Annotated in this window: 7 protein-coding genes; 5 read left to right on the top strand and 2 right to left on the bottom strand. The window is 73.7% G+C overall.

The genetic code is table 11. The features are described 5' to 3' along the window. The first annotated feature begins 203 nt into the window (after window positions 1-203). From ACWGIS_RS19585 to hflX, 3 genes are all read left to right on the top strand, one after another. Complete coding sequence (locus ACWGIS_RS19585) at window positions 204-2,354, top strand: RelA/SpoT family protein (protein WP_453363690.1); 2,151 nt, start codon at window positions 204-206, stop codon at window positions 2,352-2,354. Between the two features lie 91 nt (window positions 2,355-2,445). After that, a complete protein-coding gene (locus ACWGIS_RS19580) occupies window positions 2,446-3,930 on the top strand; it encodes a M1 family metallopeptidase (RefSeq protein WP_453363689.1) in 1,485 nt (494 codons plus the stop codon). 172 nt (window positions 3,931-4,102) lie between these two features. After that, window positions 4,103-5,596 carry a GTPase HflX gene (gene hflX, locus ACWGIS_RS19575; RefSeq protein WP_453363688.1) on the top strand — a complete coding sequence of 498 codons (1,494 nt, stop codon included), beginning with the start codon at window positions 4,103-4,105 and terminating at the stop codon, window positions 5,594-5,596. Window positions 5,597-5,705: 109 nt separating this feature from the next. Here hflX and ACWGIS_RS19570 read toward each other — a convergent pair whose 3' ends face one another. Both ACWGIS_RS19570 and ACWGIS_RS19565 read right to left on the bottom strand, forming a co-directional pair. Further along, window positions 5,706-6,905: a trypsin-like serine peptidase gene (locus ACWGIS_RS19570; protein ID WP_453363687.1), complete on the bottom strand. Its 1,200-nt coding sequence runs from the start codon at window positions 6,903-6,905 to the stop codon at window positions 5,706-5,708. 268 nt (window positions 6,906-7,173) lie between these two features. Continuing rightward, complete coding sequence (locus ACWGIS_RS19565; RefSeq protein ID WP_453363686.1) at window positions 7,174-8,397, bottom strand: trypsin-like serine peptidase; 1,224 nt, start codon at window positions 8,395-8,397, stop codon at window positions 7,174-7,176. Window positions 8,398-8,738: 341 nt separating this feature from the next. Here ACWGIS_RS19565 and ACWGIS_RS19560 point away from each other — a divergent pair, with 341 nt between their 5' ends. Both ACWGIS_RS19560 and ACWGIS_RS19555 read left to right on the top strand, forming a co-directional pair. Further along, a complete protein-coding gene (locus ACWGIS_RS19560; RefSeq protein WP_453363685.1) occupies window positions 8,739-10,214 on the top strand; it encodes a diaminobutyrate--2-oxoglutarate transaminase family protein in 1,476 nt (491 codons plus the stop codon). Window positions 10,215-11,155: 941 nt separating this feature from the next. After that, a complete protein-coding gene (locus ACWGIS_RS19555; RefSeq protein WP_453363730.1) occupies window positions 11,156-13,066 on the top strand; it encodes an IucA/IucC family protein in 1,911 nt (636 codons plus the stop codon). Window positions 13,067-13,086: the final 20 nt, after the last annotated feature.

The following is a 13,086-nucleotide window of genomic DNA, read 5'->3' as shown; positions in this document are numbered from 1 at the left end:
CGCCCGCAAAAGATCCGAAACCGTAAACCCGCCAAGCATCGCTCGAATGGGTGATCCGTTTCACGCTCGGCGAGAGGCGGTCAGCCGGGCGTGGTGGGCTCGGTAGCATCAAGCACCGGCCCGGACGGGGGAACGACGCCAGCCCCTGAGCCGTGTACGCCATGGGGCGCCCCGTCCGCCGGTCTACGCAGCCGGAGGTGCCCATGAGTGCGGAGGCGACGAATCCCGCGACGCCAGGCCCAGTGACGCCGTCCCCCGGGCTCCCGGCCGAGCAGGGCGCGCGACCGCACCGCAGGAAGGGCCGCCCCCGGATCGACCTGCGGCGCCTCGGCCGGGCCGCACTCCTCGGCCCCGCCGTCCGCGACCGGCTGCCGGACGCCATCGGGCACGTCGCGGAGGCCCACCGGGCCCACCATCCCGACGCCGACCTGGAGCCGCTGCGCCGGGCGTACGTGCTCGCCGAGTCCTCGCACCGCGGCCAGATGCGCAAGAGCGGCGAGCCGTACATCACGCACCCGCTCGCCGTGACGCTGATCCTGGCCGAACTCGGCGCGGAGACCACGACGTTGACCGCCTCCCTGCTCCACGACACCGTCGAGGACACCGACGTGACGCTCGATCAGGTGCGCGCGGAGTTCGGCGAGGAGGTGTGCTACCTGGTCGACGGCGTCACGAAGCTGGAGAAGGTCGACTACGGGGCCGCCGCCGAGCCCGAGACGTTCCGCAAGATGCTCGTCGCCACCGGCAACGACGTCCGCGTGATGTCGATCAAACTCGCCGACCGCCTGCACAACATGCGCACCCTGGGCGTCATGCGTCCCGAGAAGCAGGAGCGCATCGCCAAGGTGACCCGCGACGTGCTCATCCCGCTCGCCGAACGGCTCGGCGTGCAGGCCCTCAAGACCGAGCTGGAGGACCTGGTCTTCGCGATCCTGCACCCCGAGGAGTACGAGCGCACCAGGGGGCTGATCGACGACGACGCGGCCCACGGCGGCGACCCCCTCGCGGAGATCGCGGAGGAGGTGCGCGGCGTCCTGCGCGACGCCGGCATCCAGGCCGAAGTGGTCATCCGGCCACGGCACTTCGTCTCCGTGCACCGGGTCTCGCGCAAGCGCGGCCGGATGCGCGGCTCGGACTTCGGACGCCTCCTCGTGCTCGTCGGGGAGGACGCCGACTGCTACGCGGTCCTGGGCGAACTGCACACCTGTTTCACCCCGGTCGTCTCGGAGTTCAAGGACTTCATCGCGGTACCGAAGTTCAACCTGTACCAGTCGCTGCACACGGCCGTCGCGCGGGACGGCGAGGTCGCCGAAGTCCTCATCCGCACCCACCAGATGCACAAGGTGGCCGAGGCCGGGGTCATCGCCCTGGGCAACCCCTACACCGCGCCCGCGGAGGAGCAGACTGACGGCGACGGCGAGCGCGCCGACCCCACCCGCCCCGGCTGGCTCTCCCGCCTCCTCGACTGGCAGGAGGCCGCGCCGGACACCGACACGTTCTGGTCCACCCTGCGCGAGGACCTCGCCCAGGACCGTGAGATCACCGTCTTCCGGGCCGACGGGGGCTCGTTGGGGCTCCCCGAAGGCGCCAGTTGCGTGGACGCCGCGTACGCCCAATACGGCGAGGACGCGCACGCCTGCATCGGGGCACGCGTCAACGGCCGTCTCGCGACGCTCAGCACGGTCCTGCGGGACGGCGACACCGTGCAGCTCCTGATGGGCCAGGACCCCGCCTCGGAGCCCTCCCGGGAGTGGCTGGAGCACGCCCACACGCCCGCCGCGCGCATCGCCATCCAGCGCTGGCTGGCCGCCCACCCCGCTCCGCGCGACACCGAGGCCCCGGAGGCACCCGCGGCCGCCCCCAGGCCCGCCGCCGAGGCCCCCCTCACGCGGCCCGGCTCCGCCAGCGCCGTCGTCGACCAGCCCGGCGCCTCCGTGCGCCTCGCCGGCTGCTGTACGCCCGTACCGCCCGACGAGGTGACCGGCTTCGCCGTACGCGGCGGAGTGGTGACCGTCCACCGCCTCGGGTGCGCCGCCGTCGACCGCATGAAGAGCGTGGGCCGCGCGGAGGTCGGGGTGAGCTGGGGCGACACCACCGAGTGCCGGGTCACGCTCGTCGCCGAGTCCTTCGGACGGCCCCACCTCCTCGCCGACCTCACCGAGGCCATCGCCCTGGAGGGCGTCGCCATCGTCTCGGCGACCGTCGAACCGCCCAGCCAGCAGCGCGTCCGGCACACGTACACCCTCCAGCTCCCGGACGCCGCGCACCTGCCCGCCCTGATGCGGGCGATGCGCAACGTCCCGGGCGTCTTCGACGTCAACCGCGCGCAGCACCAGGCCGCCGCCGCTCGCTGAACCGCGAGCGGGGCGTCCGACGGGACCCCGTTCGGGTGGGCCCGGTGCGCGTCGTCACCGCGGGGCCGGTGCGCGCTGGTAGCGGTGGTCCATGCTGCTCACCCCCCGCCCCGGCGGGCGACGCGCCACGACGGCGCTGCTCGCCTCCGCCGTGTCCGTCTGCCTCCTCGCCGCGAGCGCCCCCTCACCGGCAGTGCCCCTCGGCGTCGGCGACCGCCTCTTCCCGCACCTGGGCAACCCCGGCTACGACGTCACGTCCTACGACCTCGCCTTCACCTACTCCGGCGCGAACGACAAGCCGCTCACCGCCGTCACCACCATCGACGCGCGCACCACCGCCGAGCTGGAGCGCATCAACCTGGACTTCGCGCACGGCACCGTGCGGGGCGTCGAGGTCGACGGCGCACCGGCGTCCTTCACGAGCGCCGGCGAGGACCTGGTCGTCACCCCGGAGGCGCCCATCCCGGCGGGCAGCGCGCTGCGCGTCACCGTGCGGCACACCAGCGACCCCGTGTCCGCCCCGGGCCGGGACGGCGGCTGGGTGCGCACCGCGGACGGACTCGCCATGGCCAACCAGGCGGACGCCGCCCACCTGGTGTTCCCGTGCAACGACCACCCGTCCGACAAGGCGATGTTCACCATCCGCGTCACCGCCCCCGAGGGGTACACGGCCGTCGCCAACGGGCTGCCCGCGGGAACGGACCGCCGTGCCGGGGCCACCACCTGGACCTACCGCACCGAACACCCCATGGCCACCGAGCTGGCCCAGGTCTCCGTCGGGCGCTCCACCGTGGTGCACCGGAGCGGACCGCACGGACTCCCGCTGCGCGACGTCGTGCCCACCGCGGACCGCGACCGCCTGGAGCCCTGGCTGAAGAAGACGCCCGGGCAGATCGCCTGGATGGAGGAGAAGGTCGGCCGGTACCCGTTCGAGACGTACGGGCTGCTGATGGCCCAGGCGCAGACCGGCTTCGAGCTGGAGACCCAGACCCTCTCGCTGTTCGAGAAGGAGATCTTCACCGAGCCCGCGTACCCGAAGTGGTACGTCGAGTCGGTCATGGTGCACGAGCTGTCCCACCAGTGGTTCGGCGACAGCGTCAGCCCCCGCACCTGGTCCGACCTGTGGCTCAACGAGGGCCATGCCACCTGGTACGAGGCCCTGTACTCGGAGGAGAAGGCCGGCCGGCCGCTGGAGACGCGCATGAAGGCCGCCTATCGCGCCTCCGACTCCTGGCGGGCGACCGGCGGGCCGCCCGCCGCGCCCAAGGAGCCCAGGCCGGGACAGAAGATCAGCATCTTCCGGCCGAACGTCTACGACGGGGCCGCCCTCGTGCTGTACGCACTCCGGCAGGAGATCGGGCGCCCCGCCTTCGAGCGCCTGGAGCGCACCTGGGTGGCCCTCCACCAGGACGGCACGGCGACCACCTCGGACTTCGTGAACCTCGCCTCGACGATGTCCGGGCGCGACCTCAGCGGGTTCTTCGCCGCGTGGCTGCACGACGCGAAGACACCGCCCATGCCGGGGCACCCGGACTGGAGGAGCGACGCCCCGCAGGCGGTGCGGAACAAGGGATAAGTCGCGTGACGAGACGGGGCGTGCCGTGCGACCATCGTTCAGGTCGGCGGCACCGCCCCCCCCCGGGGCGGGCGCCGCGGACCCGGGAATGTCCCGGGGCCCCCGGGCGTTGTCCCCCATGTCGGGTGACGTCCGTCGCCGACTCGCAGGTCTCCATCGACGTAAGGATCCAATGACCTCCTCTTCTTCCCCTTCCCAGGACGCGCAGAGCCTCGTGCAGAACTACCCCGACGGTCTTCGGGCCGATGCCCTGATGGAAGAGGACGTCGCCTGGAGCCACGAGATCGACGAGGAGCGGGACGGCGAGCAGTTCGACCGTTCCGAGCGCGCCGCGCTGCGCCGCGTCGCGGGCCTCTCCACCGAGCTCGAGGACGTCACCGAGGTCGAGTACCGGCAGCTCCGCCTGGAGCGCGTCGTGCTCGTCGGTGTGTGGACCACGGGCACCATGACCGACGCCGAGAACTCGCTGGCCGAGCTGGCCGCCCTCGCGGAGACCGCGGGAGCGCTCGTGCTCGACGGCGTGGTGCAGCGCCGCGACAAGCCCGACGCGGCCACGTACATCGGATCCGGCAAGGCCGCCGAGCTGCGGGACATCGTCCTGGAGACCGGCGCCGACACCGTGATCTGCGACGGTGAGCTGAGCCCCGGCCAGCTGATCCACCTCGAGGACGTCGTCAAGGTCAAGGTCATCGACCGGACGGCCCTGATCCTGGACATCTTCGCCCAGCACGCCAAGTCCCGTGAGGGCAAGGCGCAGGTCGCCCTCGCGCAGATGCAGTACATGCTGCCGCGACTGCGCGGCTGGGGTCAGTCGCTGTCCCGTCAGATGGGCGGCGGCAAGGGCGGCGGCCTCGCCACCCGTGGTCCCGGTGAGACCAAGATCGAGACGGACCGGCGCCGTATCCGCGAGAAGATGGCGAAGATGCGCCGGGAGATCGCGGACATGAAGACGGGCCGCGAGATCAAGCGCCAGGAGCGCAGGCGCCACAAGGTGCCCTCGGTCGCCATCGCGGGCTACACGAACGCCGGCAAGTCCTCGCTGCTCAACCGCCTCACGGGCGCGGGCGTGCTCGTCGAGAACGCGCTGTTCGCGACCCTCGACCCGACCGTGCGCCGGGCCGAGACCCCGAGCGGCCGGCTGTACACGCTGGCCGACACGGTCGGGTTCGTACGGCACCTGCCGCACCACCTGGTCGAGGCGTTCCGCTCCACGATGGAGGAGGTCGGCGACTCCGACCTGATCCTGCACGTGGTGGACGGTTCGCACCCGGCCCCGGAGGAGCAGCTGGCCGCCGTGCGCGAGGTCATCCGCGACGTGGGCGCCACGAAGGTGCCCGAGATCGTGGTGATCAACAAGGCGGACGCCGCGGACCCCCTGGTGCTCCAGCGGCTGATGCGCAACGAGAAGCGCTCCATCGCGGTCTCGGCCCGTACCGGCCGGGGCATCGCCGAGCTGCGCGCGCTCATCGACAACGAGCTGCCGCGTCCCTCGGTGGAGATTGAGGCGCTCGTGCCGTACACGCAGGGCCAGCTGATCGCCCGGGCGCACGACGAGGGCGACGTGGTCTCCGAGGAGCACACCCCGGAGGGCACGCTGCTCAAGGCGCGCGTGCACGAGGAACTGGCGGCGGACCTCGCGCCGTACGTCCCGGCCCCGCTCGCCTGATCCGGCCGCCCGGCGGTACGCACCGCCGGGCGCACACGAAGGCCCGCCCCTCTCCAGCCTTGGCGCTTTCGGGGGCGGGCCTTCGTGTGCGCGCGTACGGGGGCGGCGGTTACCGGCCGCCGTACTTCTTGCTCATGTTCTGGTACAGCGCCTCGGCGCCCTCGCCGAGCTGCGGTCCGGCGAGCCAGGTGTTGTCGGACGGGCCGATCGACGTGTTCGAGACGAGCTTCGTCCTGCCGTCGACGACGCGGAACCAGCCGCCGCCCGACGAGCCGCCGGTCATGGTGCAGCCGATGCGGTACATCGTCGGCAGACCCGGCCTGAGCGAGAGGCGGCCCGGCCGGTCGACGCACTTGAACATGCTCAGACCGTTGTACGGGGGCGCCGCGGGGTAGCCCCAGGCGCCCATGGAACCCGCGTCGCGGGCGGACGGCGCGGAGAAGTCCACGTCCAGCGCGTTGCCGACCGTCTCCTCCAGGGACTTGCCGCCCTGCTCCGGCTTCACGTGCAGCACGGCGTAGTCGTACGGGGCTCCCGCGCCGCCGGTCTCGTCACCGCCGGAGATCCACTGGTCGGAGGTGGCGGCCCAGTCGGCCCACCACTGGCCGTAGGGGGCCATCTCCTGAGCCGTGGCGCCGCTCAGCTGGGCCTCGGACGTGTTCAGGTCGTTGTAGGACGGGACGAAGGCGATGTTGCGGTACCAGCCGCCGCTGCCGCCGGCGTGCACGCAGTGGCCCGCGGTCCACACGAGGTTGGACCTGCCCGGGTGGTTGACGTCCTTGACGACCGTCCCGGAACAGACCATCGACCCCTCGGGGGAGTCGAAGAAGACCTTGCCGACCGGCGCCGCGTTCTCGTGGTACGGCGTCTTCTCCGCCTTGGCCGGGACCGGCTCGGGCGCGGGATCGCTGACGCCCTGGTCGGCGGACGCGTCCTTGGCCGAGATCGTCTTGTCGGGGTCCTCGGCGGACTTCATGCGCTCGGGCTTCCACAGCCCGTCGATCACCGGGTTGACGAAGTCCTTGGCCTCACTGAGCCACTTGTCCCTGTCCCAGTTCCTCCAGCCGCCGTCCTTCCACCGGTCGACGTCGATGCCGTGCTCCTTGAGCCGGTCCGCGAGGTCGCCGGGGACCCGGGCGCCGTCCTCGTCGGCCGCCCCGGACGCGGTGGCGGCGGGCTTGTCGCCCGCCGTGTCGTCCCCCGCGCCGCAGGCGGTGGCGGTGAGCGACAGGGCCGCGAGGAGCCCCGTGGCGAGCAGGACGCCGCGACTGCCGGGCCGGCGCGCGACGGACGTACGTACGGAACGCATGCTGTGGTAACCCCCGTTGAAGCATTGCTGTCATGTGCTTGTCAGGCGCGGAGCCGGGTCTCCGTGGACCCGCTCGAACGCGACACCCCACTATGCCCGGGCAATTGCGCGCGGACGACGGCGGGACGGTGAAGGTTTGCGGACAGGGCCCCTGCGCCGGGGCACACACCGGCCGTACCTCCCGCCGCCCGGCCGGGGCGCCGTCGGGCACCCCGGCCGGCGCGCGTCCTTCGCCGCCGTGGCTCCGCGCCGGGTCAACCGGCGCGAGTCACCGCCCGGCGAACTTCCCGCTCACCGAGTCGTACACGCCCTTGGCCTCGGCCCCCAGGTGCGGACCCGCCAGCCAGCCCGAACTCACCGGACCGATCGAGGTGTTGGAGACCAGCGCGGGCTTGCCGTCGGCGCCCTTCGCCACCCAGCCGCCGCCGGACGAACCGCCGGTCATGGTGCAGCCGATGCGGTACATCGTCGGGTCGGACTTCACGATCGACAGCCGCCCCGGCTCGTCCGTGCACTGGAACAGCTTCTGCCCGTCGTACGGCGCCGCCGCCGGGTAACCGGTCGCGGTGATGCTCGACACCTCGGGCACGGCCGGCGCGTTGAACTCCACCGGCAGGGCCGAACCGACCGTCTCCTCGAGGGACTTGCCGTCGCTGCCCTTCTCCGGAGTCACGTGCAGCACCGCGAAGTCGTACGGCGCGCCCTCGCCGCCGGTCGCGCCCCCCTGCTCGATCCACTGGTCGGAGGTCTGCGCCCAGTCGCTCCACCACACCCCGTACGGAGCGATCTCGGCCTTGCTCGCGTCCTGCAACTGGGCGGCGTTCTCACCGGCGTTGTTGTACGCGGGCACGAACGCGATGTTGCGGTACCAGCCGCCCTTCTTGCCCGCGTGCACGCAATGGCCCGCCGTCCACACCATGTTCGACTTGCCCGGGTGGGCCGGGTCCTTCACCACGGTCGCCGAGCAGACCATGGTGCCCTCGGGGGAGTCGAAGAAGACCTTGCCCGCCTCGGGCGCACTGTCGTGGTAGGCGGCCGGCACGCCACGGGCGGTCACCGGAACCGGCGTTGCGTCGGTGACACCCTGGTCACCGGAGATGTCGTTCTCGTCGACGCCCTTGTCCTGGTCCGGGTCGTCCGCGTCCCGCATCCGGTCCGGGTCCCACAGGTCCTTGATGATCGGGTTGATGAACTCGTCGGCCTCGCGCATCCAGTCGTCCCGGTCCCAGTCCTTCCAGGCGCCGCCCTTCCACTTGTCCAGGTCGAAGCCGTGCTCCTTGAGCTTGTCCTTGACGCTGTCCGGGATCTTGATCTTCCCGTCGCTGCTCTGGGTCGCGGACGCCTCGGCGTTCGTCTGCTCGTCGCCCGAGCCGCACGCGGTGGCGGTGAGCGCCAGCGTCGCCGTCAGACCCACGGCGACCAGTACGGGGGAGGTCCTGCGGCGCTTGCTCCCCCCTCGGCGGGCGGTGAAGGGCGGGCGTATGGATCGCATGGTGTGAACTCCCCCTGGGACGTGAGAAACAACTGCGCCGCCGAGGCGGCGGCCGTACGCGGGCAGCCGGGCACGGACCCGCCGGCGCGGCCCCCTGACCGGGGACCGTGGGGCGCGGCGGCCGGGCCTGCGGCCCGGATTCCGTACTCCTGAACGGCACCACACACTATGCGGTCGTCGTGGGGGACTTCCCACGGAACGGCAACGGTTCCGTCACGGCAAGGATCTTCGGCTCACCCGCTTCCCCTCGCCCGCCGCGTCGTTGGTAGGTACGGGGGGCGTCCCGCCTGCGTTCGAAACCCCCGCCAACTCGCCTGTGCACAGCGGGAGGACCGGTAGTCGTGGCCGTGACGGAGTCTGCGGTGATGGGGCGTGAGCCCGACGGGGCGCACGCGGAGGACGGTTCCCCCGAGGCGCACACGGCGCACGAGGGGATTCTGCGGCGCCAGTCGGCGCGTGAGTCCGCCGCGCGCACCTACGCGCGCGCCCTGCCCGTCGTGCCCGTCCGCGCGCGCGGGCTGACGATCGAGGGAGCCGACGGGCGCCGTTACCTGGACTGCCTCTCCGGAGCCGGCACCCTGGCCCTCGGGCACAACCACCCGGTGGTCCTGGAGGCGATCAGGAAGGTCCTCGACTCGGGGGCGCCGCTGCACGCCCTCGACCTCGCCACCCCCGTCAAGGACGCCTTCACCACCGAGCTGTTCCGCACGCTGCCGCCCGCGTTCGCCGACCGGGCGCGGGTGCAGTTCTGCGGGCCCGCGGGCACGGACGCCGTGGAGGCCGCGTTCAAACTGGTGCGCGCCGCGACCGGGCGCACCGCGATGCTCGCCTTCACCGGCGCCTACCACGGCATGACGGCGGGGGCGCTCGAAGCGTCCGGGGGCGCGACCGAGGTACGGGTGGCGCGGCTGCCGTACCCCCAGGACTACCGGTGCCCGTACGGCGTGGGCGGCGACCGCGGTGCCGAACTCGCCGCCCGCTGGACCGAGTCGCTCCTCGACGACCCCAAGTCGGGCGTGCCGCACCCCGCCGGGATGATCCTCGAACCCATCCAGGGCGAGGGCGGGGTGATCCCCGCGCCGGACGCCTGGATGCGGCGCATGCGCCAGATCACGCGGGCCCGGTCCGTCCCGTTGATCGCCGACGAGATCCAGACGGGGGTCGGCCGCACCGGCGCCTTCTGGGCCGTGGAGCACAGCGGCATCACCCCGGACGTGATGGTCCTCTCCAAGGCCATCGGCGGCAGCCTCCCGCTGGCCGTCGTCGTCTACCGCGAGGAACTCGACGTGTGGCAACCGGGCGCCCACGCGGGCACCTTCCGCGGGAACCAGCTCGCCATGGCCGCGGGCACGGCGACCCTCGCACACGTCCGCGAGAACCGTCTCGCCGAGCGGGCCGCCGACCTGGGCGCCCGCATGCTCGGACAACTCCGCGCGCTGGGAGAGCAGTTCGACTGTGTCGGCGACGTGCGCGGCCGGGGGCTGATGATCGGCCTGGAGCTGGTCGAGCCGGACGCCGCCGGCACGGACCCGCCTCCCGCCGCGCCGCACCTCGCCTCCGCCGTCCAGCGGGAATGCCTGCGACGCGGCCTGATCGTCGAACTCGGCGGCCGCCGCGAGAGCGTCGTACGCCTGCTCCCGCCCCTGACGATCACGGACGAACAGGCGAACGCCGTCCTGGAGCGGCTCGCGGACGCGGTGGAGGCGGTGGCCCGGGGCCCCGCGGAGACCGACCCCGCCGGGCGGCGGCACGGCGGTCCGGGTCCTGACGTACGGGGCCGTGCGGGGGCCGGGCGGGACACGGAGGGGACCGGGTAGCTCGGGGCGACGCGGGCGGACGGCACCGTGGCGGCGACCGGGCTCGGGCGTGGGCCACGCGAGGCCGGCCGGGCGTGGGTGCAGGCCACGCGAGGGCCGGCCGGGGTGGGTCGGACGACGGCCCCGGGTGGCGGCAGGCCACCGCTCCCGGCGTACGGCTCACGGGACGGCACCGGTGGCACGGGTGCCTGGTGACGACGGTCGTGCCGCCCTCGGGTCGACGACCGCCCTCGGCCGGACGCGCGGTCGCCTCCGCCGGGGCCCCCGCGCGCACGCTCCCGTCACCGCCGCCCGCGCCCCGGTGACGTCCGCCCGCGGATGTCCTCTCCGCTCAGCAGCGGTGCCGTCCGCGGCAGCCAGGAAAGGCGGCCCCGGCGGCCCGTGCGGCCCCCGCACCCGGCCCGTCCCGGCGCACCACAGACCGACAGCACGAACCCAGACCCAGACCACGAGGAACGCCCGTGAATCCGACCCCAGCATCCGACGGCTCGCCGCAGGGCCCCACACCGGACGGCGACGGCGTCCAGTCCGCCCCGGTCGTGCCGGAGCCCGTGTCGGTCCCGCGGCAGAAGGACGGGACGCCGACGGCCGAGAGGCCGCGGTCGCGCGATGCCACGGACCCGATCGAGCACCCGGATCCGCACACCGCGGCCCAGGCGGCGGCCATCGAGAACCTGCTGCGCTGCTGGGTGCGAGAGAACGACCTCCCGGCCCCCGGGGACGGCGTCCTCCGCATCCCCCTCCGGGCGACCGGAACGGTCCTCCTGGCTCCCGTCCGCTACTGGTCCCCGAGCGGATGGCACCGCTTCGGACTCCCGTACGTGGACACCGCCCCGCACTGGGCACCTCCCGTCGACGCGGTGACGGTCGCGGCCCTGCTGTCCCGCGAGACGGCGGCCGGCGCCGAGGCGGGCCCGTCGGACGGCACGCCCGCCCCGCCGGTGGACGCCCCGCAGGCGCCGCCCTCCGGGGAAGGGCACTCGACGCAGGCACCGCCCGCCCCGGCCGGGCATGGCCAGCAGGCACCGTCCACCCACACCGGAGGGTCCGGCCACGCACCGCCGGCCTCGGCAGGGCGTCCTGACAAGGCGCCGGCCGCCCCCACCGGGGGTGCCGAGCAGGCGTCGGCCGCCCTGGCCGGGCACCCCCGGCAGGCGCCGCCAGCCCTCATCGGAGGCCCCGACCAGGCGCCACCAGCCCCCATCGGCGGCCCCGACCAGGCGCCACCAGCCCCCACCAGCGGCCCCGACCAGACACCTGCCGTCCCGCCGCTGACCCCGACCACCGCCCCGCCCGCGCCCGCCCAGGACGCCTCGGCCGCCGTCGCCTCGATCCCCGCCGACGGCGCCCCCGGTCCCACTCCCGCCGCCCACTCCGTACCCCGCGGCGGGATCGGTGACGTGAACGACCTGGTCGGACGCGTCGCCGACTCCGTGCGGCGCACCGCCGCCTTCGTGGCCGAGCGGCGCGAGCGCCCCGGCGACGGCCCCGACCTGTTCCTCTCCGCCGAGCAGTCGCTGCTCCTCGGGCACCCGCTGCACCCGACGCCGAAGAGCCGCGAGGGGCTCTCCGACGCGGACGCCCGGCGGTACTCGCCCGAGCTGCGCGGCTCCTTCCCGCCGCACTGGATGGCGGTCGCCCCCTCGGTGCTCGCCGCGGACTCGGCGTGGACCGAACGCGGACGCCCCGTCTCCGCCGGAGAGCTGACCGCGCGGCTCGCCGGTGCCGGGCTGCCGCTGCCCGACGGGCACACCGCCCTGCCCCTGCATCCCTGGCAGGCCCACGAGATCCGGCACCGACCGGAGGCCGAGGCGCTGTTCGCCGCCGGGCTGCTCCGCGACCTGGGCTCCCACGGACCCCCTTGGCACCCCACCTCGTCCGTGCGCACCCTCTACCGCTCCGGCGCCCCCGCGATGCTCAAGCTGTCGCTCGCCCTGCGCATCACCAACTCCCGCCGGGAGAACCTCCGCAAGGAACTCCACCGCGGCGTCGAGGTGCACCGGCTGCTGCGCGCCGGGCTGTCCCGGCGCTGGCACGCCGCGCACCCGGGCTTCGGCATCGTCCGCGACCCAGCCTGGCTCGGGGTCGACGGCCCCGACGGGGAGCCTGTGCCGGGGCTCGACGCCGTGATCCGGCACAACCCCTTCGGCCCGACCGACGACGTCTCCTGCGTGGCCGGCTTCGTCTCGCCCCGGCCGCGGACCGACTCCCGCGACCTGTCCCGCCCCGTCATGAGGTCCCGGCTGGCCGAGGTCGTCACCCGGCTCGCCGCCCGGACCGGGCGCTCCCGCGGCGCCGTGGCCACCGAGTGGTTCCTGCGCTACCTCGAACAGGTCGTGCGCCCGGTGCTCTGGCTCGACGGCGAGGCCGGGATCGCCCTGGAGGCGCACCAGCAGAACACCCTGCTCGTGCTGGACCCCGACGGCTGGCCGGCCGGGGGCCGCTACCGGGACAACCAGGGCTACTACTTCCGTGCCTCACGCCGTGCGGAGCTCGACGCCCGGCTCCCCGGCATCGGCGAGCGGAGCGACACGTTCGTCTCCGACGAGGTCACCGACGAACGCTTCGCCTACTACCTCGCCGTCAACAACGTCCTGGGCCTCATCGGCGCCTTCGGCTCCCAGCGCCTGGCCGGGGAACCCGTACTGCTCGCCGCCTTCCGCCGCTTCCTCACCGACGTGGCGGCCGGCCCGGACCGGCTGCGCAGCACTCTCCCCGCGCACCTCCTGGAATCGCCCGTCCTGCGCTGCAAGGCCAACCTGCTGACCCGGCTGCACGGCCTCGACGAACTCGTGGGCCCGGTGGACACCCAGTCCGTGTACGTCACGATCACCAACCCGTGCCGTCCCTGAGGAACATGACCCATCCCGTC

Source organism: Streptomyces sp. NPDC054842 (assembly GCF_053611025.1).
This window is presented reverse-complemented; position numbering and strand designations above follow the sequence as displayed.

What these genes read in the sequence shown, in the direction of transcription:
- ACWGIS_RS19585 (WP_453363690.1), top strand. Translation starts at nt 204, where the DNA reads ATGAGTGCGGAGGCGACGAATCCCGCGACGCCAGGCCCAGTGACGCCG.
- ACWGIS_RS19580 (WP_453363689.1), top strand. Translation starts at nt 2,446, where the DNA reads ATGCTGCTCACCCCCCGCCCCGGCGGGCGACGCGCCACGACGGCGCTG.
- hflX (WP_453363688.1), top strand. Translation starts at nt 4,103, where the DNA reads ATGACCTCCTCTTCTTCCCCTTCCCAGGACGCGCAGAGCCTCGTGCAG.
- ACWGIS_RS19570 (WP_453363687.1), bottom strand. Translation starts at nt 6,905, where the DNA reads ATGCGTTCCGTACGTACGTCCGTCGCGCGCCGGCCCGGCAGTCGCGGC.
- ACWGIS_RS19565 (WP_453363686.1), bottom strand. Translation starts at nt 8,397, where the DNA reads ATGCGATCCATACGCCCGCCCTTCACCGCCCGCCGAGGGGGGAGCAAG.